Source organism: Lysinibacillus sp. CD3-6, from assembly GCF_006351725.2.
Taxonomy (GTDB): domain Bacteria; phylum Bacillota; class Bacilli; order Bacillales_A; family Planococcaceae; genus Lysinibacillus.
The window spans coordinates 3,478,819-3,504,696 of the sequence record NZ_CP085880.1 but is presented as its reverse complement, the minus strand read 5'-3'; the positions used below and the strand labels follow the sequence as shown (position 1 = coordinate 3,504,696).

The 25,878-nt window shown below is 36.1% G+C and carries 23 protein-coding genes and 3 pseudogenes; 20 read left to right on the top strand and 6 right to left on the bottom strand.

The genetic code is table 11. From position 1 onward, the window contains the following. Nucleotides 1–67 precede the first annotated feature (67 nt). The 3 genes and pseudogenes from FH508_RS17455 (at nt 68) to FH508_RS17445 (ending at nt 2,640) form a co-directional block, all read left to right on the top strand. Nucleotides 68–655 (top strand): TetR/AcrR family transcriptional regulator, encoded by a 588-nt coding sequence (locus FH508_RS17455; protein WP_172772328.1) that lies wholly within the window; start codon nt 68–70, stop codon nt 653–655. 254 nt (nt 656–909) lie between these two features. Further along, nucleotides 910–1,604, top strand: a pseudogene (locus FH508_RS17450) (SDR family NAD(P)-dependent oxidoreductase). Between the two features lie 301 nt (nt 1,605–1,905). Beyond that, nucleotides 1,906–2,640, top strand: coding sequence for a glucose 1-dehydrogenase (locus tag FH508_RS17445; RefSeq protein ID WP_172772327.1), 735 nt, complete (start codon nt 1,906–1,908; stop codon nt 2,638–2,640). 1,372 nt (nt 2,641–4,012) lie between these two features. Here the strand turns inward: FH508_RS17445 and FH508_RS17440 are convergent. After that, nucleotides 4,013–4,456, bottom strand: a complete 444-nt coding sequence (locus tag FH508_RS17440) for a MarR family winged helix-turn-helix transcriptional regulator (RefSeq protein WP_172772325.1) — start codon at nt 4,454–4,456, stop codon at nt 4,013–4,015. A 108-nt stretch (nt 4,457–4,564) separates the two neighbouring features. On the opposite strand from FH508_RS17440, the gene FH508_RS17435 reads away from it, so the two are divergent. From FH508_RS17435 to FH508_RS17405, 7 genes and pseudogenes are all read left to right on the top strand, one after another. After that, nucleotides 4,565–5,485, top strand: a complete 921-nt coding sequence (locus FH508_RS17435; RefSeq protein WP_172772324.1) for an alpha/beta hydrolase family protein — start codon at nt 4,565–4,567, stop codon at nt 5,483–5,485. Between the two features lie 76 nt (nt 5,486–5,561). After that, nucleotides 5,562–6,575 (top strand): alpha/beta hydrolase family protein, encoded by a 1,014-nt coding sequence (locus FH508_RS17430; RefSeq protein ID WP_217270128.1) that lies wholly within the window; start codon nt 5,562–5,564, stop codon nt 6,573–6,575. Nucleotides 6,576–7,074: 499 nt separating this feature from the next. Further along, nucleotides 7,075–7,392, top strand: a complete 318-nt coding sequence (locus FH508_RS17425) for a hypothetical protein (RefSeq protein WP_172772323.1) — start codon at nt 7,075–7,077, stop codon at nt 7,390–7,392. Nucleotides 7,393–7,692: 300 nt separating this feature from the next. After that, a pseudogene (locus FH508_RS17420) lies at nt 7,693–8,533 on the top strand (tyrosine-type recombinase/integrase). Nucleotides 8,534–8,597: 64 nt separating this feature from the next. After that, a complete protein-coding gene (locus FH508_RS17415; protein ID WP_172772320.1) occupies nt 8,598–9,152 on the top strand; it encodes a hypothetical protein in 555 nt (184 codons plus the stop codon). Between the two features lie 481 nt (nt 9,153–9,633). Next, a pseudogene (locus tag FH508_RS17410) lies at nt 9,634–9,843 on the top strand (GNAT family N-acetyltransferase); the annotation flags it as partial. A gap of 333 nt (nt 9,844–10,176) precedes the next feature. Continuing rightward, a complete protein-coding gene (locus FH508_RS17405; RefSeq protein WP_172772319.1) occupies nt 10,177–10,806 on the top strand; it encodes a TetR/AcrR family transcriptional regulator in 630 nt (209 codons plus the stop codon). Between the two features lie 744 nt (nt 10,807–11,550). On the opposite strand, the gene FH508_RS17395 is transcribed toward FH508_RS17405, so the two are convergent. After that, nucleotides 11,551–11,748, bottom strand: a complete 198-nt coding sequence (locus tag FH508_RS17395; protein ID WP_172772318.1) for a hypothetical protein — start codon at nt 11,746–11,748, stop codon at nt 11,551–11,553. A 429-nt stretch (nt 11,749–12,177) separates the two neighbouring features. Further along, the gene (locus FH508_RS17390; RefSeq protein WP_172772317.1) at nt 12,178–12,807 is read right to left on the bottom strand and encodes a TetR/AcrR family transcriptional regulator; all 630 of its coding nucleotides are present in this window, start codon (nt 12,805–12,807) and stop codon (nt 12,178–12,180) included. Between the two features lie 169 nt (nt 12,808–12,976). Here FH508_RS17390 and FH508_RS17385 point away from each other — a divergent pair, with 169 nt between their 5' ends. Then, nucleotides 12,977–14,173, top strand: a complete 1,197-nt coding sequence (locus tag FH508_RS17385; RefSeq protein ID WP_172772316.1) for a YhgE/Pip domain-containing protein — start codon at nt 12,977–12,979, stop codon at nt 14,171–14,173. A 762-nt stretch (nt 14,174–14,935) separates the two neighbouring features. On the opposite strand, the gene bla is transcribed toward FH508_RS17385, so the two are convergent. Continuing rightward, nucleotides 14,936–15,868, bottom strand: coding sequence for a class A beta-lactamase (bla, locus tag FH508_RS17380; RefSeq protein ID WP_228134133.1), 933 nt, complete (start codon nt 15,866–15,868; stop codon nt 14,936–14,938). A gap of 426 nt (nt 15,869–16,294) precedes the next feature. Here bla and FH508_RS17375 point away from each other — a divergent pair, with 426 nt between their 5' ends. From FH508_RS17375 to FH508_RS17365, 3 genes are all read left to right on the top strand, one after another. Then, entirely contained in the window at nt 16,295–18,079 is a 1,785-nt protein-coding gene (locus tag FH508_RS17375; RefSeq protein ID WP_172772315.1) for a BlaR1 family beta-lactam sensor/signal transducer, read from the top strand. A 30-nt stretch (nt 18,080–18,109) separates the two neighbouring features. After that, nucleotides 18,110–18,490, top strand: coding sequence for a penicillinase repressor BlaI (gene blaI, locus FH508_RS17370; protein ID WP_172772314.1), 381 nt, complete (start codon nt 18,110–18,112; stop codon nt 18,488–18,490). 301 nt (nt 18,491–18,791) lie between these two features. After that, nucleotides 18,792–20,282, top strand: coding sequence for an SH3 domain-containing protein (locus FH508_RS17365; protein ID WP_228134132.1), 1,491 nt, complete (start codon nt 18,792–18,794; stop codon nt 20,280–20,282). A gap of 532 nt (nt 20,283–20,814) precedes the next feature. On the opposite strand, the gene FH508_RS17360 is transcribed toward FH508_RS17365, so the two are convergent. Next, complete coding sequence (locus FH508_RS17360) at nt 20,815–21,318, bottom strand: ImmA/IrrE family metallo-endopeptidase (protein ID WP_172772312.1); 504 nt, start codon at nt 21,316–21,318, stop codon at nt 20,815–20,817. A 110-nt stretch (nt 21,319–21,428) separates the two neighbouring features. Next, nucleotides 21,429–21,827 carry a helix-turn-helix domain-containing protein gene (locus FH508_RS23980; protein ID WP_172772311.1) on the bottom strand — a complete coding sequence of 133 codons (399 nt, stop codon included), beginning with the start codon at nt 21,825–21,827 and terminating at the stop codon, nt 21,429–21,431. Between the two features lie 153 nt (nt 21,828–21,980). On the opposite strand from FH508_RS23980, the gene FH508_RS17350 reads away from it, so the two are divergent. The 6 genes from FH508_RS17350 to FH508_RS17325 all read left to right on the top strand — a co-directional run bounded on the left by FH508_RS17350 (nt 21,981) and on the right by FH508_RS17325 (nt 25,308). Beyond that, on the top strand, nt 21,981–22,229 hold the full coding sequence (locus FH508_RS17350; protein ID WP_172772310.1) for a helix-turn-helix transcriptional regulator: 249 nt from the start codon (nt 21,981–21,983) through the stop codon (nt 22,227–22,229). 36 nt (nt 22,230–22,265) lie between these two features. Next, nucleotides 22,266–22,967: an ORF6N domain-containing protein gene (locus FH508_RS17345; RefSeq protein WP_172772309.1), complete on the top strand. Its 702-nt coding sequence runs from the start codon at nt 22,266–22,268 to the stop codon at nt 22,965–22,967. A 75-nt stretch (nt 22,968–23,042) separates the two neighbouring features. Further along, a complete protein-coding gene (locus FH508_RS17340) occupies nt 23,043–23,801 on the top strand; it encodes a helix-turn-helix domain-containing protein (protein WP_172772308.1) in 759 nt (252 codons plus the stop codon). After that, nucleotides 23,713–24,555: a DnaA ATPase domain-containing protein gene (locus FH508_RS17335; protein ID WP_172772307.1), complete on the top strand. Its 843-nt coding sequence runs from the start codon at nt 23,713–23,715 to the stop codon at nt 24,553–24,555. The genes FH508_RS17340 and FH508_RS17335 overlap by 89 nt, the downstream gene beginning before the upstream one ends. Before the next feature lie 118 nt (nt 24,556–24,673). Beyond that, entirely contained in the window at nt 24,674–24,901 is a 228-nt protein-coding gene (locus tag FH508_RS17330; protein ID WP_172772306.1) for a hypothetical protein, read from the top strand. Continuing rightward, the gene (locus FH508_RS17325; protein WP_217270127.1) at nt 24,895–25,308 is read left to right on the top strand and encodes a LuxR C-terminal-related transcriptional regulator; all 414 of its coding nucleotides are present in this window, start codon (nt 24,895–24,897) and stop codon (nt 25,306–25,308) included. The genes FH508_RS17330 and FH508_RS17325 overlap by 7 nt, the downstream gene beginning before the upstream one ends. Nucleotides 25,309–25,878: the final 570 nt, after the last annotated feature.

The window sequence follows — 25,878 nt, the reverse complement described above, 5'->3', positions numbered from 1 at the left end:
ACAGCATTGTAATTTAAATTTTAAAAAAAATCGTTTCATGCTACTATTATGACTAGTAGGTGATGAAATGAAATTAGATCCAAGACAAGTAAGATCAAAAGAGAAGTTACATGAAGCATATTTGTCATTGATAATTGAAGGACATGAACAATTATCGATACAACAAGTTTGCGCAAAGGCAGAGGTAACAAGACCGACGTTTTATAAACTGTATAAAGATACGAATGAATTACGAAAAGCAATGATTGAAGAATTACTTTTGGAATTGAAACAAGCACTTACCATTCTTAATCCAAAGTCGCTTGATGAAATTACAGAAGAAGAGAAGCCAGAAAACTTAATTTTGTTTTTTGAACATGTTCAAAAAAATCACATAGCATATGAGACGTTGCTTATCTATCAAACGGATGCGCTGTTTACAAATGGCATCCAAGAAATATTAAAAGAATATGTACGAGATGGAATTTTTTTCTCTAAGACGCGTCCGTTTTTAATTAATGTAAATGAACAGCTCATCATTGCCTATGCAGCAGGTGCCTATTTAGAATGTGTAAGATGGTGGATTACAACCAATTATGAAACACCTCCCGTTGAAATGGCAAAAACACTCATTGAACTATCGCTAAATGGGCCTTATATAAAACGAATGCCTTAATTAGTATAATATTGACAAGAAAATACCCCCCAAAAAAAAGTTCTACTCAACAAGCCACTCTGTTTTCGGACAGAGTGGCTATTTTTATATGTCTTATAAAAGAGAATGTAAATTATTATATTTTGTTATGTATATATTTTACAAAATATAATAATTTAGTATAATTTAAGTGTGGACTAGTTTACAATTTGTAAACTAAACTAAATTGATTTTGAATGGGAGGATAAATCATGCGTTAATTAGGGAAAGTTGCCATCATTACAGGTGCTGCGAGTGGTCAAGGTGCTGAGGAGGCTCGTTTATTTGCCCATGAAGGCGCAAAGGTAGTTGCAACAGATATTAATTTAGAGCTTTTAGAAAAGGTTGTAGCTAAAATTCAATCAAATGGTGGAGAAGTAATTGCGGTTTCACACAATGCACATCGAGTGAAGAGTGGCAAAATGTTGTAGATCAAGCGATTCAATCGTTCGGTAAAGTGGATATATTAGTAAATAATGCAGGTGTTACAGGACCAATAGGACATACAATTGGAGGTATAGATGAAAAGACATGGGACTTCGTTTTAGGTATGAAAGCTGTCATCCCTCAAATGAAGGAAAATGGTGGTGGTAGTATCATTAATATTTCTTCTTTGTCAGGGATTTATGGAATTGGAAACGCTGCGTACAATAGCTCAAAGGGTGGACTACGAACATTAACGAAAAACGTTGCTCTCGATTATGCGAAGTATAATATTCGCGTTAACTCTGTACATCCAGGTACCATTGAAACGCCTATGATTGCGCAATTTACTGGAGATTCAGCAAGCCGTGAATAAGCGTTATCAACCATCCCATTGAATAAATTAGGACAACCATCAGATGTTGCCAATGCTGTGCTATTTTTAGCCTCTGATGAATCACAATTTATGACAGGAATCGAATTAGTTGTAGATGGAGGATCACTATGATCACTATTACAATAAGAAGGCGAGTGTACGATGAATCTGATTTCTATACTCATTAATGGTTGGTGGACAACGCTATAATAAAATTGTTATAAATTTAGATTTTCTGATTCTTCCCCAAAATATGGGTTGAATCGAACAATTGAAATGGGGGAAAATCGTCTTAAAAGGCTGTTCTTTCTTTAGTTCACTTAAAATTTATTGTATATTAGGAAAAATAAAATTTCTGCATTTTACAAGCTATTAGTTTTACAAAGTGGAAATTAGTTGGTGGAATGAGGATGATTATTATGGAGGTGTTCTTATGGGACGTTTAGAAAATAAAGTGGCAATCGTCACTGGTGCTGCACAAGGTATGGGTGCTGCACATGCAAAACGCTTTGTAGAAGAGGGCTCGAAAGTTGTATTAACTGATTTAAATGAGGAAAAAGGACAAGCATTCGCAGCTGAATTAGGTGAAAATGCAATTTTTGTAAAACAAAATGTAACAAGTGAAGAAGATTGGGTTGCTGTTGTAGCAAAAGCTGAAGAAGCATTTGGACCAGTTAATATTTTAGTTAATAATGCAGGGTTATCTGTCAACAAATCAATGATGGATATGTCGTTAGAAGAATATCGTCTTATCGTGGACATTAACCAATTGTCCGTATTTTTAGGTATGCGCACAGTTGTACCTTCAATGGAGAAAGCAGGTAACGGTTCAATTGTGAATATTTCTTCAATGAACGGCTTAGTTGCTGGTGCAATTGGTTATACAGATACAAAATTCGCAGTACGTGGTATGACGAAAGCTGCAGCAATTGAACTTTCACATAAAGGAATCCGTGTTAACTCAGTACACCCTGGCGTAATTGCAACACCAATGATCCAACAAGCAGATGCAAAAGATGTTATCAAAGAATTCGCGAAATTCATCCCATTAAAACGTATTGCGCAACCTGAAGAGGTTTCAAACATGGTATTATTCTTAGCTTCAGATGAATCTAGCTACTCAACAGGTTCTGAATTTGTAATTGATGGTGGCTTAACAGCTCAGTAATTAATAAAAGATTATAATTTTACCCTCGAAAAGATATTTTCGAGGGATATTTTAACTGTATAATGCCTATTTATTATAAAGTTTAGATACATAGGTAATGCTGTGAAAACAATAGTTCTTAAAACAAATTATAAATCTGCATCTTTTTATCACTTCTATATTGATGGACTTTAGTTGGAAAACGATACTCAACAATCGGGCGCGATTCTGTAATAAGAATCAGCTGATAGAAATTTATAAGATGGGCTATGATGTTTGGGGAGATAATCTGCCATATAAAGAATATATAACTATGTGCCAGGCTTCCAATAAGTATAAAAAGGGAATGTAGTACGTTCTTGAAGCAACAGATACAAAGCAACTATTAAGCTCCCTCATCGTATATGAACTAAATCTTTCTGAAGACCAAATTGTAAAAGGGATTGGTTCAATCGCTACTCCTTTATATTTAAGAAAAAAAGGATACGCTTCTTTATTGGTCAAAGAAACGATAAATAAACTAGAACAGGAAGAAAACTGTAATAACTTTTTCCTTTATAGTGATATTGGGATAGAATTTTACAAAGGATTAGGTTTTATTGTACTACCTAATGATTGTCAAAAATATAAAGACAGTGTTTGTATGTATTACTCAAAAGAAAATGAGATCGACTCCATATCACTACATATCCCCGATTACTTTTAAAGCACATCCTTATTAAAGTAACGGGGGCTTTAGTTCAATAACGATCATCAACAATCGGGCGCGTTTGTGAAGTGAAAAACTGGTCCAATTTCTTAATTTTAATGTTGAGAGATTGGACTTTTTATATTTGTTCATGGTGCAAAATAGCACTTAAAACAGGTTATTGGTAGTTAGATTTTGGTTATATTTTTGGTCATGTATTTTAGTAGGTTTTTAACTTTTTAGAGAGTCTCCTTTTTGTTACCAAAAACGGTCGTTTATGGGTGAACGGAGAAAAAACAGTGTATGTACAGCATCGCTCCTCGATGACGCGCTTCTTCTCATAAGGAAAAGAAAAGAAAAGAAAGTTGTATACTGAGAAATTATAGTGTTAGACTGAATTGGTAGTTTGCACCATTGAGTTAACTGGCAGTTATCTTCAATAACCACATAGGATAAAAGGAATATGTCTGCATCTGAAACGCCTATATTTGGCGTTATTTTCGTTCCATTCCTCACCATCTCACGGAACTTGAAGCATGTATTATAAAATTGCTAATTGCAACTCAACTGCTTGTTTTTAAAGTCAGAGAATGTTGCGATACCTAGGGGGGGCTTTTGCTTTTGGAAAGCAAAAGCCCCCTCCATCGTTTTGGTGGAAGGGACTTAAAAATATGTGGTCATGGCGTTGGGGCATTATAAGATGCGTCAGCTCCTTTTTTTTGTTCTTTCCGCCAACTTCGTAATCGACTCCACGTCTTGATCGGTTAATTGATCCAGAAAATGTTTGCGTATGGCCATGGTGACGATGGGACGGGCATCATTTAAGGCTGATTTGCCAATGGGAGTAATGATGACCTGAACACCGCGATTGTTGTCTAATGGCTTCCTCATCACCATCCTGCGTTTCTCCATCCGCGTCAGATGATGTGACAATCGGCTCTTATCCCAGTCCATGGATTCGGCCAGTTCCTGTTGACGAAGGCTGCCGTTCCCCAGAAGGTCTAACCGATCCAGTACTCCATAATCGCCCTCTGATAGTCCCGTGTGATCGGACATCTCTTTGATTACGCGACCGAAAATGCTGTGAAAGGAGCCTTTCCACTTATACCATAATTGAATTTCTTCTTCGTTCAGTTCGCTATTATTCATGGAATCATTATAGCATAGTTGACGTGTCAACTGCAATGTGATACAGTTGCGTAAGGTTGATATATCAACCTTACTATTTCTGAGAAGACCAAGAAAGGAACATCCATTATGCAAATGAACGTAATTACGTCTACTCCAGTTATCTCTTTTAAGCCGGTAATACTATCGGCCCCGATTCGTGGCGAGGATTTGCAAGTGCGGGTATCAGCGCCAGCGACGGGTAGCCAATTGCCTATTATTATTTTCTCGCATGGCTTTGGTTGGTCGATGGACAGCTACGGTCCGTTAGTCGACTACTGGGCTGCTCAAGGCTTCGTGGTCATTCAACCCACCCATCTCGACTCGAGGACGCTGAATCTCCCTCCTGACGATCATCGTACACCACTGATTTGGCGTTTCCGAGTCGAAGACCTGAAGCTCATCCTTGACCAACTTGATTTTATTGAAGCTTCCGTACCAGGCCTCAGCGGACGTCTCGACCGAAGTCGTATTGCCGCAGCCGGACACTCCTGGGGAGGCCAAACGGTGAGCATGCTACTTGGCGCGCGAGTCCTCGATGCCAATGGCGAACCAGGAGAGGACATGTCCGACTCGCGGATCAAGGCGGGCGTATTGCTTTCCACGACTGGCCTTGGTGGAGCTGATTTGACTCCGTTCGCAGCAGAGCACTTTTCTTTCATGCATCCGAGCTTCTCTGAGATGAGGACGCCGACTCTTGTGGTCGCTGGGGATCAGGATCAATCCCACCTGTCCACTCGGGGGCCTGACTGGTTCACGGACCCCTACTTCCTGAGCCCTGGCAGCAAGAGCCTGCTCACCCTCTTCGGGGCAGAGCATATACTTGGCGGAATCTCTGGGTACAACGTTGCGGAGACAACGGACGAGAACCCCGAACGAGTTGCTTTGCTTAGGCAGCTCACGTGGTCGTACTTGCGCGATACGCTCGACCTCGACAATTCCAGCTGGATAGAAGCACGCAAAGACCTGGAGGAGAGTACCAATCCGTTAGGACGAATTGAATCCAAGTAAGAATAATTGATCACAGCGATCTCAAAGAATGGACCATCCTAAAAATAGGATGGTCCAAAAAAGGAGAGTGTTACTAATGCAGATTAATCCAAAGAAAGAGCGTTCCATGAGCAAGCCGTTCACTGAAGTTGCCGGTCCTGTCAACGATTCTACACCTGTTATATCCTTCAGCCCCGTGGTGCTTTCGGTCCCAGGGCGGATTGTGGATTTGCAGATCAAGGTCTCTGCACCCTCGACGGGGAGCGACTTGCCCGTAATTCTTCTTTCGCACGGTCATGGGCCTTCGAACTTTGTATCATCTCTACACGGCTATGGCCCCCTCGCAGACTTCTGGGCAGCTCACGGCTTTGTCGTTATCCAGCCCACTCACTTGGACTCCAAGGTGCTAGGTTTGCGTGAATCAGATAACCCAGAGGCACCGTTGTTTTGGCGGTCACGAGCAGAGGACATGCGCTACATTCTCGATCACCTCGAGCAGATTGAGGCTGCTGTTCCAGGGCTCGGTGGACGCCTAGACCGGAGCCGGATCGCCGCAGTCGGGCATTCAATGGGCGGGCATACGGTAGGCATGCTGTGTGGTCAGGGGGTTACTGATCTGGTCGATGGGACGGAAGTGAATCTAGCCGACTCTAGGATCAAGGCGGGTGTACTGTTGGCTGCGCCAGGCAAAGGTGAGGACCTCGCCACATTCGCAACCGAGCACTACCCGGTATTGAAGACAACTAGCTTCGCCACAATGACAACACCAGCCCTCGTCGTCGTGGGCGATAACGACTGGAGCCCCGCGTTCTCCAATCGCAAGGATTGGCACTCTGATGCGTACTTCTTGAGCCCAGGCCCCAAAAGCCTGCTGACGCTGTTCGGAGCGGAGCATGGGCTAGGCGGGGTAGCCGCGTACGACGCGAAGGAAACGACTGACGAAAACCCCGAGCGCGTGGCTGCGCTGCGAGCGCTCGTCTGGTCCTATCTCCGTACCGCGCTCTACCCTGAAGACCCAGCCTGGTCTGCAGCGTGTGCCGCATTGATGGATACACCTAATCTACTGGGTACTATCGAATGTAAAGGGAGCTCTAAGAAGGCGCACGCTTGATTGCGTCGTGATATTGTCGGGGGACAAGGACATTCATCCATTAGAAGCCGTGAATAGCCCACGGCTTTTTTATTTTAATGATGCAAGACCTTGTTAAAGACTCAGGACAAGGTCTTTTATTCATTCCCGATTTAGGATAAGAACTTGCGTTGATTTTCTAAGTGGGAATTGGCATTAAGCTAACGGGGAACAACAGTGAAATGATTATGACAGGAGCAGGCACCGCAACGACCTGCTCTTGGTCGTTGAAATAAACGGACAGAGTTTAGTAAATGTGAGGTGACCCCTAATACAATAATAATAATTATCAGGGGGTATTATTATGAAAAAAATTTTATTATGTATAACCATCTTATTCTGTTTGTTTACAGTAGTAGGTTGCAGTGAACAATAGAAGGCTGTAACAGGTGATTTCCTTTTAGGAAATTTTGGATTTGACCTTAAATCAAATGAAACTTACCATCTTGTTGTTCCAATTGAATGGACAGGTGAATCATCTGTGACAATAGAGTCGATTGAGTTGGTTAAAAGCGATGGAATTCCTGTTACATACGAGGAAGATGGTATTAAGTATGAAATTTTCGGTGTTGACCCATTAAAGAAATCGGGAGTTTATGGAGATAGAGATATAGGAGATATAAAAAGTATTAATAACTTTGAAATCAACGGTAAAGGAAAAATTGTTCTTAAACTTTCAACTGAGAACGTAAAGAACGATATTGACCGAAGAGTAAAAATCAGTTTTAAAGTTAACGGAGAAAAAAGTGAGAAAATTATTAAGTGGAAGACTCTTGAACAATTTTCTGCGGTTCAATAATTAAAGGCATTTCCTTTATTTAACTAACGGATGTTTTAGTGCAACAATGATTTATAAAGCATACATAATAAATATTAATAACGTTCCTAAATGTAAGTTCGGGACACTGAAAAATGAACTTCAACAATCGGGCGCTTTCCTGGAAATAGGGGAAGGCCCCTTTTCTATTTTCTGGTTAACAATACTTCATAAATTATTAATATATTAGCTTATTGAATAATCTCTGTATGAAACAGCCTCTCTCTGAACATAATAAAATATAGAATACTAGATTTAACTTAGTAGGAGAGTGAAAGACACATGTTATTATCCGAAGCGTGGAAAAAGTATCAACAGGATAAAAAAATCGAAGGATATTCATCGCTTACATTAAAAACATATTGTTTTCAATAAAATGTATTATTACGATTTTTTGGTGATATTGATATGAACGAATTTAATACAGATAGATTAAAAGAATATTTAATACGATCAGGAGACCACTTAAAGCCTTCCAGTTTAGGACATAGGATTCGTTGTGTTAAATCATTATTTAGATGGTCACATGAAGAAGGTTATACTCAAAAAATCCTGTAGCTAAATTAAAAGAGCCGAAATTAAGTAAAAGGATTCCTAAATTTCTCTCAGAATTAGAGATAGAACATCTAAGGGAAGCTTGTCAAACAACAATGGAGAAAGCACTATTTGAGTTTATGTATTCAACTGGCTGCCGTATTGGTGAAATTGTAAAATTAAATCGAGAAGATATCGATTTTCAATCGAATTCAGTAATTGTACAAGGGAAAGGTGATAAAGATAGGGAGGTGTACTTTAATACCTGCTGTTCTATTTAGTTAAAAAGGTATTTAGATGAACGAGAGGATAAAGAACTTTGTTTGTTTATTACGGACAGAAGGCCGAAAGACGAATGAGCATTGATAATTTAAGCTATATTATCAAGCGCATATCAAATTGTGCTAGTATAAAAAAGAGTATACATCCGCATCAATTACGACACAGCTATGCAACGCATATGATTAATAACGGTGCGCCAATTGATGTCATTCAAAGTTTACTGGGTCATGAAAAGAGTAAGACTACAAAGATATACGCTCTACTAAGCGGAAAGCTAAGACAAGATTTATACAGTAAATACTTTTAAAAAACTTTCATTCAATCAAGACACTCATGTAGAATTACAATACTTTCTAAAAGGAGGATATATAATGAAAGCAACGAAACTCGTATCATTAGCAATACCTATTCTATTATTAGTAGGTTGTGCGGTAGAAAATAAAGAGTCTACTCCTAAGACTGAGCAGTTAAGCAAATCAACAATGAAAACAGTAATATCAGAGAAACAGTATCCCTATTATATTTGTGAACAATTAGTAGAGTTTCAATACATGAAGGATTTATTCATAGTAAACTCGATGAAAGCTATGGAAGACAAAGAAAAAGAAAAAGATCTTTTAAAAACAGCAAACAAGATGGATAAGATATTAGACAATATGGAATATGTAAAAGTTCCTGATAAATACAAAGACATTCACAAAGACATACAAGTAGGGGTAACAGATGCAAGAAAAGCAACAAAGCTTATTAAAGACGCTAGTAAAGAGGATAAACCGAATATGCAAGAAGCTGTACTAAAAAGTACTCCACATTTATCAGGTGTAGATGGAGATAATTGGAAAAACGCACTTTATGAATTAAGTAAGGAAAACAAAGATGCTTATGGTAAAGCACTTGATAAATTAATGAAAGAACATGCGGAATAATATAGTACCATACAAATTATAAGGGAGTTAAGCGTAAAATTAGTTCTTCAACTAACGGGCTGCTTTAGTTTAACAAGAATTATGGTTATAATCTTCCACAAGCGGGCGCATTTCTTTAATAAGGAATGCGTCTTCCTCTATTAAAGGGCCATTAAATTGATTAACACTTCTAAATTAATTTTATGTTAATCTTGATGTGAGACTGTGAAACAATGTACTTAAGCTAACGGGGCAATTTATAATTAACTAGATTGCAATAGTGAGAATTGTGCAATTTAGAACTTTACAAGACAGACTTTGCTAAATTCAAAGGCAATGCGGGAACAGGAACTGAAGTGATAATTACCATCTGATAAACATGGTTTTTAAATAACATTGGAAGTATGGCTGAACATTGAGCAAGTTACATTCGTGATTTCATCAAATGATTTCAATAATCTATAAAATGAAAAAGCTCATTTGTGAAGAATATCAGGACTAAGACACTGTAGAGATTGGTTATGGTTTTTCTAATGAAGTAGCTGGAAAAGGTTTGGCAACAGAAGCGGTTAGTACTTTGGTTAATAAATTATTTAGTGAATTTAATGTACATCGTATACAAGCCAATCTTGATGCACGGAATACAGCTTCACAAAAATTGTGTGAACGAATAGGTATGTTTGTATATGGAATGTTATCCTCCGATTTGTAGTAATAGAATTACATCATCTCACCTTTATATAACGCAGCTTTTAAAAAAGCTTCATAAGCTTTACAGTTATTTCATTCACGGGCGCTTTCTTTGAATTAGAAAAGGCCCTTTTTCTTTTTAAGTGCGCAATTCATGAAGATGAATTGTGCCTTTTTCAGTAATAGGGCCAGATTGCAGACGAAAGGAAGTCATTATTTATATATAATGGGTTTCGGGTTTTAAAGAAATACACATTAACTAAAGTGAAAGTTTTGTTGTAAAGGGATTCAAAAAATATTAAGAGAATCTACAGCATTTTTTGATTTTTTTGTACGAGTGTACTAAAATAAAAACATGAGTAAAAAAAATAAACTAACTAACCAAAAAGAATTATCATTTATTGAAAAAGCCCGTAGAACTCAAATTGTTGAATATGCAATAGAAACAATCGCAGAACTTGGTTATTCTCAAGCCTCTTTAGGTCAAATTGCAAAACGTGCAAAAATCAGTAAGGGGGTTATTTCATATCACTTTGCAAATAAAGAGGAATTATTGGAGCAAATAGCTATTGAATATTATATGGCTTGGCAAGCCTATACTGTTCCCCTTATAGAAGCTCAAAAATCGCCTAAAGAAATGCTTCGAGTTTATATTGAAACCAATCTTAAATTCATATATGAAAATCAACAACATGTTTTCGCTATTATAGAAATGGGTTCGAATTTGAGAACTGCTGACGGGAAACTTCGGTTTGCAAAAGAGCATGATGAAACTGTATTACTTCCAATTGAAAATATTCTCACACTCGGAATGCAAGAAGGAATTTTCCGAGAATTCACCAAACTATCGGCAAGGGTTATGGCATTAACAATAAGAAATGCTATTGACGGATTTACCATTGAATTAATGAGAAATTCCCAGTTTGATGTGCAGGAATATACTAACGAACTGGTTACAATCTTTGAGAGATCAACTAAAAAGTAATGTGTCAGCAGGAGGAGAACTATGTTTTTCTATGAGATAGTTTGTAGTAGTTGTAGACAAAAATTCAGAGTGTATGAGGATTCACTAAGATATAGATTATTCAAGGAAAGAACGAATAAGATTTTCCGTTGCGAAGTATGTGAATCTAAAATACGCATGGATGCTATAAAAAACTTCTTTAGATAGTTTTTTTGAGTGTCCTTAATAGATTGAGTAAAATTGCACTCAAAGTAACAGGTGCTTTGTATAGAAAAATGAAGGTACAAATCACTATCTCGATTCTCAACAATCGGGCGCGATTCTGTAACAAGAATCAGCGTTCGTTTTTATTAAAGGGCCATATAATGGAACACCACTTTTATAAGATCTGGATATTTATGTTAACATATAGGGCAGATTGTGAAGAATTACACTTTAACTAATGGTGCAGGTTAGTACAATAAGGAAAAAAATACATATATATATTAAGGGAATATATTGTTAAAATTTGAGAAGTCAAAAATTCGAAAGATGTGCTTCATTATAATTTTTCTTAACGGAGGATTGAAGTGTGAATAAGAATTTATGGTGAAATATTACATAATGGGAGTTTGGGGTATTTTATAGAATCACTCATTTATGCTTTGTTTGGATTTGTATTGGTTCGATACTTAATATACTGCTTAAGACGATTGAAAAACGAGATTGGCTTATCACATTCTTTGTAAAGTAATGAACAACGAAAACAATATTCAATAGAAATATTTAAAAATTGATAAAGAAACATCCGATTGAAACAGCAATAAAAATTATGGCAAATACTAAACTATTCCAAAGACCTAGCATAATAAAAGGAGAAGTACTTTTATCTCCGTCTTTCTTGAGACCTGTGAATGTTCGCCAGGTTATTATTATCTGCCAAATACCTATTAATAAAAAAATGAATCCAAATAAATAACCCATATAATTACCTCCTTTATATAAAAAATATCACTTTTGGAAATAATTATCAATAAAATATAAATATAATGAAAAAACGCTTTATATTGTAAGTTGTGAATTAAGTTTAGGTTTAGCAATAATAGTAGCACTACTATTAAATTTATCCACTGCAACTTTTTTTTGATGAAGACTAACAGATGTTTATTAAGCTAACGGGTACTTATCTTCAATAAGGTATTGAACAATTGGGTGCAGTACCCAGTGTAATAAGGATCAGCGCTCGTTTTCATTAAAGGGCCATTTTGTGGAGTAACATTCTTGGAAAAGGTAATCAATTGACGCTACGTATACTTAAAAGGAAAGGCACTAAATGAAACGATTTGTTTAGTGCCTTTCTTTGTTGTGTAAGCCATTCTGCAACTTTTTTAGCTTCATCCTCTTTTTAATTGATTACTTTTCATCTAAAAATTTATCAATATCAATCACTTCTCCAGGTAGCCATCCAGCTACTCTTGCGGGTCCATTAATCATAATGTTTAAGATACCTTTTGCTAATTGCTCAGGTGTGTAATCTTCTGTTTGATCTAACCATAATTGGGTAGCCCGAGTAATGACAGATGCCAAAATGGGGATGAAAAAATGAGATGGTAAATACTTTACTTGTCCAATAATTTGAATAGAAGGAGACTGATGAAAGACATTTTGAAGTACTTTCGTTAGTTCGGTTTGAAATGACGTTGCGCCTTTCGTTTGTTGAATAATTTGAAATAAAATTTGTTCTTCTTTTAAGCATGTAAATAATTGAATAAATGTTGGATATCTAGACTTTAAAAGGTCATTCGGCGAATTCACATCTTTTAAATGCGTTTCGAAAATTAGTTTGATTTTATCCACTAATTGTTGTTCAAATTGGTCAAGCATATCGAACTTGTCTACATAATGTAAATAAAATGTGCCACGACTAATATCTGCTTTCTCGGATATGTCGGAAATAGTTAGCTCATCAAAGCTTTTTTGCTGTAATAACTTAAAACAGGCGTCTTGAATAGCCTGTAATGTTTTTCTTTTTCGGCGATCCACCAATAGCTCTCCTCTATTTCTGAACAATTTATTAAGATATGTTCAGTAATTTACAACATTGAAGTTATTGTACATGGTCAGTTTAGTACTTTCATGTTTATAATCAGTAAGTAAAATACTTGACAACGTGTTAATTATTTATAATAGAGAGAAGAAAGGAAAACGTCAAATGAAGAGCAAAAATAAGTTTTTATTTTTACCATTTATCGTAGCGACGATTGTGACGCTGATTTTTCTAGCAGCACAAATTCCATCAGCTAAAGTTAACCCAAAACATTTGCCAGTCGCATTGGTTAATGAAGATGGCGGCGAAATGGCCAATACGATTATCAAAAATTTAAAAGAAAATGCACCTGATGCAGTTGAATTTATTGAATATGATTCTCTAAAAGAAATGCAAGAGGGGATGACTGAGCGCAATACTTATGGCGGGCTTGTCATTCCATCCATGTTTACAGAGCAAATTACTGCGATTCAAACAGGTAATACGCCTGCTAATCTAGACATTTATATAAATGAAGGTGTAAATACAAATGTTGCAACATCGATGGAAGCGACGTTAAAACAAGTTGTAGCAACAATTAGTACGAACGCCAGTGCACAAATTACTGTGCAAATGCAACAAGTAGCAGATCAAATGGGTGAAGCAGTTGGTACAAAATTAGCTCAAATGAATGTACAAGGTAGTGGAGAAGGACAAAATTTATCTTCTATGATTTCTCCTATACAACCGACAAAGGTGGCATTACTTGCAAATCCTATAACAGCAACTGTAACGAAAGTAAATGCAGTAGGAAAATTAGGATCTGTGCCAGCAGCTTTGTTTGTACCACTGTGGATGGCTAGTATGATTGGGGCTGTTATGCTGTACTTAGCGGGAACAAAGCGTCCATTTGAAAATCGTATTAGCATGACAAAGTTCCAACTAGCCCAATCATTAATTCCGATTATTTATGGATTCTTTGCGGGTTATCTAGTAACTTGGTACTCAACATGGATGTTAGGGTATGTGTTTAAATCATTCAATACGGTTGCGTTATTTGCATCTATAGCAGTGATCGCATTTATCTACATGATTTTATCAGTCATTTCCTGGTTACGTTTACCAGTACTAGCGTTTTTCGCGTTATTCATATTCTTTGGATTACCATTAATTCAATTAGTACCCGAGATGATTCCAAGCTTCTACGGCAATTACATTTTACCTTGGCTACCAATTCGTTTCTTAGTTGATGGCATCAAAGAGATTTTATACTTTGGTGAAGGTGTTATGAATGACTATACAGTCGTATTAATTTGGATTGCAATTTGTGGTTTTGTATTACTATGGGTAAGAAATTTAACTAAAAAAGTAGTAACTCCTTAAGAGTAAAGCAGAGTCAAAAAGAAAATGATTTTATGCTTCATATCTTCAAGTGGTATATATTTTGTTGGTTCAATTACAGGGTGTGTTAGTAAATCCGCAAGAACCAATGCAATTACTTGCAGGTACTTCACATGGCTTTAAAAACAACATTTACTATTAGGATGATTTTAGCCATTACCGCATTAGTCATTGCGTTGTTGATGAAAATAGAAAAGAAAAATAAGTAAATTGCTGCTGCTATTGACTTATTGAACAGAGAAGCCTAAAAACACTGAGATTTAGTGTTTTTAGGCTTTTAAATAATATTTTCTAAATGAAAATTGATGTTCAACAATCGGGCGCTTTACTTGAAAATCATGGAGTTGCGCAGGCAGCTCTTTTTTCTTATTGTGCTAACGATGCAGTTTAGTTTAACAAGAAGGAGAAATGTGGATAATTATGGGGGGCAAATGACTGTTTTTTGAAATAACTATACAAGTTTGTGTTACTGATTTTAAAGAAGGACGCAAGTGGTATGAAACACTATTAAATAGAAAATCTAATAAAAACCTCGGCAATTCCTCTTGGAAAAGCCAAGTGCTGAAAAGTCAGCAAGTTCGATATGATACTTTTCGTTATTCATCTTAATTGAACTGCCGTACGCCGTATACAGAACCGTACTTACGGTGGTGCGAAAGGACGGGAGTCTTCGTACTCGATTGTCAAAGACTCCTAGAATCTTGATTGTCCAAAATAAAGAACTAAGTTCAAATATATCAATATTTACTTTAAAACGTTTAGAGTAATTTTGGCAGCCTGCGCAATTAGTGCATCATCAAACTTAGCATCCTCCGAATCATGGCGGGACATAATCGCTATGACGATGGGTTCTTTGTTTGGTGGCCAAACAATTGCGATATCATTTCTCGTTCCGTAATATCCAGCTCCACTCTTATCACCGACATCCCAACCTTCAGGTGCGCCCTTACGAATGAGCGTATCTCCTGTAGCATTGCCCATTAGCAAATCAATAAACAATTCACGCTTAACATCGGAAAGTAAGTCACTGAGTGCAAAAGCTTGTAGACTGGTAGCAAGGGCTTTTGGTGTGCTAGTGTCTCGAGAATCTCCTGGAGTGAAGATATTTAAATCTGGTTCAAAGCGATCAGCCTGGGTAACGGTATCACCTATTTGACTTAATGCTTGTTCAAAACCTTCAGGACCTCCGATTGCCTCAAATAAGAGGTTTCCCGCTGTGTTGTCACTAAATCGAACTGCCGCCTCACTTAATTCCATAAGGGTCATTCCAGTATCCACATGTTTCTCTGTAATCGGAGAATAGGGGACTAAATCATCCTTGGTATAGGTAATTACTTCCTTTAGATCTTCCAAAGAATTTTGCTGCAGTAAGATGGCTGCGGCTAATGCTTTGTAAGTTGAAGTAAAAGCAAAGCGCTCTTCTGGTCGATATTCAATCGTCTGATTCGTGCCCGTATCAATCGCATAAACACCAATCCGAGCGTCAAACTCATTCTCGAGTTCCGCAAATTTTTCATCTGTTTTTGCAATTTGTTTCACTTCATTCGCCTCTTTTGAAAGATTATTAGTCGAATTGTCTTTATTTACGCAAGCTGTGAGTATCAAAACTGCGACTAACAGCAGCATAGGTCGTGAAAAGTAGTGCATGCTGAATTTATTTTTATATGTTTTGTTCAAATTGAAAACCTCTTTCTAGTTTTGGTTTATCCAATATATAAAGCTACTTTTACCTAGCGATGATGATGTAGTCTTAAATGGCTAATCTATACCTCCCTCTAAATCAATTGACTACAACTGTAGTCCAATATTACAATTGTAGTCTATGGAATGTCAATCCTTTTAAGCTAATAAATATTCGCACTTCCTTTTAGAGAAAGTTCATAAAGACCATCTTGAGCCAAGGCTATTAGATTCAACCTTTTGTGCTAAAAACTAAGGAATTGATAAACTAATAATGAAGTGTTAACATGAAATTTTATGAAAATATAAAATGGTTTTGGAAAATAAGTAATTATTTTTTATTAAGGTTGTTGTAACTTACAGGAGGAACTCTAGGAAAGTAAATTACGATAATGATACATTGGGAAATGGAGGTAAAGAGGTATGTTCTTAACGCATTTTGTCACAAGTTTTATTGTATCCTCTGTTACTATAGCGTTTATTTTGCTTATTAGGAGATTATTCTCTGAGCAACTTTCAGCAAAATGGCAATATAATCTATGGTTTTTATTGATAATCGCATTGACGCTTCCATTTATATCGAAGCAGTTGATACATTTTAAAAATCATTTTAATATATTCAATGTAAATCTAAGCAATAGTGTTGGCGACTCTTCTATCAGAGCCACTGAAGTTTCTAGGCTCGATAATGTAAATTGGATGCAGGACTTTACGATATCTGTTCATCATCTTGAACTAAATTTCTTGAATGTCGGATTAGCCAGTATTTGGATTGCAGGCATGCTCGTTATGGCTTTGCTGTTCCTACAGGCAGGGGTCAAAATAAGAAATATAAAAAAAACGACTACAATCTTGAACAACAGAGACATAATACATGTATTTGAACGATGCAAGGATCAGCTAGATATATCTAAACCTTTAATCATAGGAGAATCACCACTTGCCAAATCTCCAATGATATTTGGTCTGTTTAAAACATATGTAGTGTTGCCGCAGTATCTTGACGAAAGGATGTCTATAGAAGATATTAAATATATAATGATGCATGAACTTCATCATTATAAATACAAAGATATAGCAACGAATTACCTCATGATCATTTATCAAATTCTGTACTGGTTTAATCCGCTTGTATGGATTGCTTTTAAAAAAATGAGGACAGATCGTGAGATAGCTTGTGATTTGGCTGTTTTAACATCTTTAGATGAGCATTGTTATGCAGATTATGGTAATGCCATTATTAATTTTGCAGATTTAGCGTCACATTCTAAAGAGGTTACCTGGGTCAATCAGTTTAACGGTCCCAAGGAACAAATAAAAAAAAGAATTGAAAAAATTGCTTCCTATAAAGTCGAGTCGAAGTGGATGAAACTAAAGAGTATTTCAATCTTTACTCTTATTGCTGTATTTGTAGTAAGTCAGGTTCCATTTGTTTCCGCAATGGCCACTACTAATGACCGTTATGTTTGGAATAATGAACGCACGCTTTATGAGGATTTAAGCGATTATTTTGATGGATTCGATGGAAGCTTTGTATTATATGATATGAAAGCTAGTCAATATCGTATTTATAATAAAGATAAAAGTACACTGAGAATTTCCCCAAATTCTACTTATAAAATTTATAGTGCCTTAATTGGATTAGAGTCACATGTAATAACAAATGAACATTCCACTATGAAATGGAATGGAACAAAATATTCTTATGAATCATGGAATACAGATCAAAACTTATCAACCGCTATAAGAAATTCAGTAACCTGGTATTTTCAGAAATTAGACCAAGGAATCCCTCAAGAGACCATCAAAAGCTATCTAGAACAGATGAACTATGGGAATAATGATCTATCAGGAGGCGCAAACTATTGGCTGGAATCCTCATTGAAAATTTCTCCAGTTGAACAGGTTCAATTAATTTCAGCGCTTTATACAAATCAGTTTGGATTCGAGGACAAAAATATCGAAATCGTTAAAGATTCCTTATCATTAGAGAGATACGATGGTTCGCGTCTTTCGGGCAAAACGGGTACTGGAAATGTGAATGGTAAGAATATAAACGGTTGGTTCATTGGATATGTAGAGAACAAGGACAATACTTATTTCTTTGCAACAAATATACAAAATGAAGATAAAAGTTATGGAAGTAAGGCTGCGGAAATCACGTTATCCATTTTGAGAGATAAAGGAATCTATAAAGGAAATATGTGAATGAGTTGAAGCATTTAGGAGGAGATAAGGTTGACAAGGGAAATCCCCAATATTTCAGAATCAGAATGGGAAGTAATGAATGTACTATGGCAAAAGGCTCCACAAACGGCCAACGACGTAATATTATCCTTGCAGGAGCAAACGGATTGGAAGCCGAAAACCGTACGCACTCTTTTGGATCGTCTCGTTCATAAAAATGTAATAGGTGTCAATAAAGATCATAGAGTCTATACTTTTTTTCCACTTTATTCGCAAGATGAATGTCAACGCGCCGAAGCACAGTCTTTTATTAAGCGAATTTATGGTGGAACGCTAAAGTCGATGCTAGTTCAGTTCATACAGGAAGATTCCTTATCGGAAGATGATATTAGTGAATTACGTTCCATTTTGAAAGAAAAGCCTAAAAAGTAACCAAAAGTATTAAAGTACTTCTCAGAGTTGTGAAAGTGCTATTGAAATCATTTAAGTTATTCCACAGGGCGATTATTAAGTTTATCAGTCTAATTCCTCGGTAAAAGTGCGGGGTATTAGACTTTTTTTATCTCTAAAAATAATTTTCTTATTGAAGAAGGCATCCCATCAATTATGTTAAGTAAAAGAAACATTGACTATTAACCTTTCTCAAATATTGGGATTATGATACCATATATTTGAATCTTTTAACTTTAAAAAATAGGAAAGGAAGTGTAATAATCCTCACATGAAGAAGATATTGAAACCATTGATTAGTGTTATTGCCATTGGTGCCTTCTCTCTATCAATAAACATAGATAAAAATGTATTAGCTAATAATCTTGCAAATACATGTAAGTATGATGCGGCATCGAAAGTAAACCCTGATTACTCCACAATGAACTGTTTGTTAACCGAAACTGCACTGAGTTATGATGTTCCTCCTGAAATTGTGAAGGCGATAGCGGAAGGTGAAAGTGGAAATTGGCGTCATTTTGATAAGAATGGTGAAGTGATTGTGACAGCTGATAATGGAATTGGCATTATGCAAATTACAAATCAAGCAGGCTACAATCAAGATAGACTAAAAAACGATATTGTCTATAATATTCAAGCTGGTGTAGAGACGCTAGATGCTATGTTTAAGCGAAAGGATTTACCTCGCATCAACGGTGGGGAAAGAGATGTACTGGAACATTGGTACTTCGCTATCATGGCATATAACGGTACTAAGCCAGTAAATAGTCCAATTGTGCAAGCAACTGGTGAAAGAAATACCAATGCCTATCAAGAAAGAATTCTTGGAATTATTAATAAAATGGAATTAATAGACTTAACAGAGCTGCCTTTTTCACGTGAACATTTTCAATATGACTCTAACAGCAAAGAGAATATGAAATTTTCAACGATGAACTATGATTTTGATTTACCATTAACAAAATCTAAGTATTATTTTAAAACAAATCAAAAAGTTAGTGCAATAACGAATGTAACATTTAGGACAAGATCTACTACGGATAGTCCTTCTTTGGGTACTTTACGTGAAGGTGAAATTGTTACCATTACGGGTCCTTTTGAATATGACAAAGTATCAACGAAGAAAAACCATTTTGTTTGGTATCCTGTGAAAAGAAGTGACGGGACACAGGGGTATGTAGCATCAAGTTATTTAAACGACTTAACGCCAACACCTCCAGTAACACCGCCAACAACGGGAAACGTTGATGTATCAAAGTTTGCTGATTACAATGCCAACCAATACTGGGCTGAGGATTTTAAGTGGGCAGTCAACATCGGTATCATCAGTGGGTACCCGAACGTGAAAAACCCATCAACAGGTAAGTACGAAAGCTTACTAAAACCGTACACGAACTTAACGGAAAACCAAATGTTATCGATCCTATTACGTTACTTCAAACCAACAGAACTAGCTTCAACGGTAGCTAAAACTTCATGGTACGGAGACGTAAATTACCAACTGGCTACAAAATACGCTCTACCAGTTCTAGGTGCAAACACTGCTTCTAAACAAGCCATTGCAGGTAAGGATATCACACGGGGTAACTTTGCTCGTATCTTAGCTTCAATGCATTATGGTAAGACTGTATCTCAGTCAGAAGCTATTAAATTTCTTCGTGATAATGGTTTAACAACTACTAAAACAAATGAAGAGTTTAAACCAGATGATTTTTTAGCAAGAGCGCACACAGTGGCATTCTTCCACCGTTACGAACAAATATTCAATAACTAAATTGCTAGTTTCAACTGCAAAGGTGACTATAAAAGTCATCTTTCTTTTTCTATGTTTAATAAATCCTTTCTTGACACTCCTTGAGCCTTTCATCACTAAATTCATTGACACAGATTACCTGATTGGACCTACAAAGTCCTTTTTTGAAACTACTGGAGTGATTTAGAAAGCATAACAAAAGGACTTGTGTGTAATTTTAAGCACAAGCCCACAGATTGTTGTATGATTTATTTCAACGTTTATCCTCAGAGGTTCTTCAACCCGAAATAGGTGCTGAGAGTAGTTTTACTATCTTCATATTAGGATGTTCACTAGCCTGAATGAATAAAGTTGCTGAAGTAGATCGTAAATCATGGAAACGTATCCGAGATAAATCAAGATTCCTTTCCATAAAGCAATCCCACCATGGACTTATTAAATCGGGGCAATAAGGTTTCCTAATTTTTAAAAAAAGAAAAATATATTCATCTCATTCTCAAGCTCTACTCCAGCATCTTCTACAATTAGTTTAAAATTTTTTCAATTAATCTTCTTAACGTACCTCACAATAATGACTCCCTTCGGTAAGTTTATGATCATCAAAATAATGATTATTAAGATAGTGATATAATCTTTTCTTCGCAAAATCGTAATCTACATTAAAGAACGCTTGAATTGTAATAATTGCTTTTTCCTCATTTACAGGTAGTTTAAGCTTATTTAGCATAAAAGTGGGTACACAGGCTTGGAGAGCAAAACTATTTGCTTTCCATTCTTGATACTCTCTAAAAAGTGGAATAGATTTTGCTTGATTACCAGAGTGTACCATGGCATGACACAATTCATGTCCGAAATCCTGCCACTGCCTTTGTTCAGACAATCTAGAATCAATAAAAATTACATTTCCTGTATTGGTAGAATCGTAAGGTAAAAAGTATAGTGTAAAACCAAGGCGTGAGGCGATTAATCCTGGATTTAGTTGTTTAGGTGTTGTTACATCAATACTTGTATATAATTCACGAATATAATCTTCCAGATGAGTATAAATAAAATTCATAATATCCCTCTTTTGTCAAACGTATGTTCTGTTTATGGTAACAAAAAAATTCACCAAAGAAAAGGCGAATTTTTATAATGTTTGGAAATGTTACAAATTATTGTGTTTTTTTACTTTTTGTTTTCTTGTTGACGTTTCAAAACTTCATAGAAAACTTCAAACTGTTCTAGCGCATCCAATAAATTTTCTGGCTGGTTTTTAAAAAATAAATCTTCTCTAGTTAAAAAGAAATCAATTACCTCTTTTTGATATGAACTTAGATTGTTGTATTCATTATCAGAGATGCCAGCTTGGGTATGTAAAGCTCCTTTATTATCTGTTCTTCCTAAAAGATAATCTATAGACACATTGTAGTAGTCCGCAATTTTTTCTAAAATTTCATAATCAGGATTTCTCTTACCTTGTTCATAAGCAGTATAAGCTGGTCTAGTAATGCCTAGAATGTCTGCTATATCTTGTTGTGTTTTGTTATTTGATTTTCGTAGATATTTCAAGCGTACACCTAGCATAAGTTCACCTCGCGTTTCTAAATATAATTATATGTAACAATTTGTTACTAATCCAATGAAAAATAAAAATGTAACGAAATGATACAATTATTGTTGACTAAGTAACGAAATGATACTATATTATAAATAATCTATATGAAAGGTGGTCAATAATTGGAAAATCGAACTTGGTTAAAGACAAGACGTTTAGAAAATAAACTGACTCATGATGAGGTCGCTAAAGCATCTGGAATTAAACGAGCATATTATACCATGATTGAACAAGGTAAACGCAGGCCTTCTGTACATGTTGCTAAATCTATTGCGGTAGTACTAGATTTTGATTGGGTTCTTTTTTTCGATGACGAAAGTCACGATTCGTTACAAAATAACTGTATAAAATGTATTTATGTAGCGATATGATACAACATACATTTTTATTAGGGAGGCTATATGGACATGAAATTATTACAAATTATCTTATATAAAAATCTTCGCGTACTAACGACAGTACAAATTGCCGAACGTTATGGAACAAACAGTGACCATATTTCTAAGAACTTTTCACAAAATAAAGATCGATTTAAGGAATATAAACACTATATCAAATTAGAGGGTGAGGAATTATTGTATTTCCGAAAAGCGCAGCAACAATTACACATTTCCAGTATAGCTAGAGTGTTATACCTATGGACTGAAAAAGGAGCTTGGCTTCATGCAAAATTTCTTAATACAGAGGAAGCTTGGGACGTCTACGAAATTTTAGTAGACGAATACTACACGGTTAATGAAGATGTAGTTCCGTTATCTAAAAATCAAGCACTTGTGACCGTCCTTCGTACAACAGCTGATTTAGTAGAAAATACTCAAGCAATTAAACAAGAACAGTATGAAATAAGAAAGGAACTTTCAATGATTAACGAAAAAGTGGATGAACAAATAACATTAACTTCTGGTGAACAACGCGCTGTACAAAAAGAAGTTGCCATAAAAGTTTATGAGATTGAAGTTAATACAACAATCCAATCGAAATTATTTCGAGAATTGCATCGTGAAATTAAGAATCGTTTTGCGGTAGCTAGTTATAAAGATATTCGTAGGCAAGATTTGCAAAATGTGCTTAATTACATTCGGTCTTGGGTTCCTCTAAAAATATCTTAGCTGTCGTTTGTGGGATGAACAAGGACATTAGAAAACAACAAGTATTGATTGTTATTTTTGGAGGAGGAAAGGGGCATGCGCGAAACACACAACCGAGGATTTAAGGGTGTTTGGATACCGAAAGAGATTTGGCTAGCCAACGACTTGGGCTGGTCAGAAAAACTCCTTCTTGTAGAAATCGAGAGCTTAGACGGTGAACAAGGGTGTTGGGCATCGAACGAATATTTAGCAACATTCTTTAGTCTTAGCAAAGGGCGAATATCAAAGTTAATTTCAAGTCTAAAAGATAAGGGCTATGTCACAGTTGACCTAATCTATAAACCTGGCACAAAAGTAATTGACCGACGTATTATCAAAACGACTAGAGGGTATGGTTGGAAACGACTAGGGGGTATGGTCGAAAGTGTTGATACCCTTATAGACGTAAACAGTCAGGAGAATAATACAGTTTTTAATAATACATTGAATAATAAAAGAGACAATTGCAGTCAGTCGTCTGGTTTCCACTTTAATCCAAATTATAATTTTATTAAACAACTATTCGAAAGCAATGTTCGTATCGCAACATTAACGGATTGCAACAATATTCATGAAGCACTAAAGCTTTATGATCCATTACTAATTCAAGAAGCAATATACGCTGGCACTCATAGTGCACAAAGCTTTATGTACATTCTTTCCATTTTAGATAACTGGCGTAAAGAACTTGGTGTAAAAACATATGCAGATTGGCAGGTGAAAATAGATGCAAAAATCGGGCGACAGAATGGCAGCAGTAATGGAGGAGCTACAAGCACGAAGCCAACTGTATTCGGAAACTACTGTAGCGATTGAAGAACCCAACTACAACTGTCCAAAGTGTAAAGATACTGGCAGTTACTTAATCCGTAAAAAGAATGGTTACTATATTCGAGGTGTGGAAGTTGAGCAAGATTATTATGTCGTCTGTGAATGCAGCAGGATACTCAAGATTAACAAACTTATTAAATCTAGCGCAATTACAAAAGCGTTTCAGAAAATGAGCCTTAAAAACTTCTCGACGGATAATGTTCATCCCAAAGTTGTTGAAATGAAAAGTAAGGCAAAACAGTATTACGCGGCCTTTGAAGAAATTAGAGGTTTCAGACAGAACAGCATCATGCTGATCGGACAACCTGGTTGTGGCAAGACACATTTATTAACCGCCATATCTAATTACCTGATGCATACAAAGCAAGTACCTGTTCTGTACTTTCCATACAAAGATGGTTTAAACAATATCGCAGCTAACAACTTTGAACGTAAAAACGAAATTATGGATCGGATGAAAGAAGTGGATGTACTGTTTATTGACGATTTATTTAAGCCAATTGGTGGGAAAGTTAATGTCAAGTCGTGGCAAACGGAAATCATCTTCGAAGTGGTCAACTCTCGCTATTTGAGCAACAAACCTTTATTAATATCTAGCGAATTGTCTCTTGATGACATGCTTTATATCGATGAAGCGTTAACTAGTCGACTGTTTGAAATGTCTCAAGATTTCATAGTTACTATTGAAAAAGACAAGAAAGCGAACTATCGATTGGGCAAGATATTTGAAAAAAGATAGAGAGACGCACATCTAAACGGAGGGGAAATGGATGACGAAACGACAAAGATATGGATATGAAACATTTAGGAACTGAGTATTAACTGTAAGTTATTAATGGGATATAGGAGGTAGCAGCTTGAATCCAATATTTTTAGGTTTTGGAGTAAAACCTTACGCAGTCATCATATGGCGCAATGGGGATGAGAATAAGTCGAAAACAATTTGCTTTGACGAGCGTGAATTACAAGTAGCATTAGCAATGCATGTTAATCCTAATGGCTTCTATCATCGATATGAGCCAAAAATTTACTACTCTGCACAGAGGGAAAATATGAATGCACTTAGGAGGGAAAATCTATGTTAAAAGAGAGAGCATTAGTTCTTACACCAGATGTTTTAGATTCAATGATTACAGACTACCACTGGATGGTTAACGCCATCAAAGAAATGCGAGCTGAAATGGTGATAGGGGCAAAGACAGCACAATATGGTATTGAGGCTTCATTACCAAAGGCGGCAGGCGGGATAGGTGACCCAATTATGCAAGAGGCAATTAGACGTTCGAAAAATAATAAACGTGTTGCAGATTACGAGAAAAAGATAATGGCGGTTCAGAAACTTCTAGAAAAGGTTACAGGCGAAAGGGAGGTGCAAGTCTTAAACTGGATGTTAGATGGAAAATCGAAGCGTTGGATAGCAAAGAAAATGGAAGTGAGTCACACACAAATTCAAAATATTAAAGAAAATATATTAATCAAAATGTTAGCTTAAATAGGATCCCTGATATATTGAGGAATTCTCAGACTGTAGACAAACTCGAAGTTTTTTTCCAATTTGTCTACAGTCTTTTTTATTTAAAATTAATTTAGATGATGACTACTGCCGTTGATTCCTGCTACGGACGGTCGCAATCGGCGAGCACATCGTACCCTCGCTAACGCGCGGTCTGTTGCATCTTACGTTCTGTGATGTTCCCACAGGTTACGATTGCTAGCAGTCTACTATACCTAAATTAGTCTATTAATGCAGAAATATTCCATACTTGCCAGAGTTGCCATACTTTAAACATTATGTGAGTTAGAAATAATAATGTAAACTAGGATACAGGCAGGTTGGTTAGGTAAGGTTTGAAAATAGGGAGAGACAACAAAAGTAATCACTTCCAAAGTTAATGCGAACAACCTAATTCAAATGATAGATAAAAACATAATAATATTTTAATTAATCGGTCGTAGGTAATCTACGACTTTTTATTATGTCTTATTTCGTCTTTTTAAAACTTGTAGACGTTAAAGAATAAGTTTTCAACCCATGTCATTAAACTATATTTGGGAAGGGAGG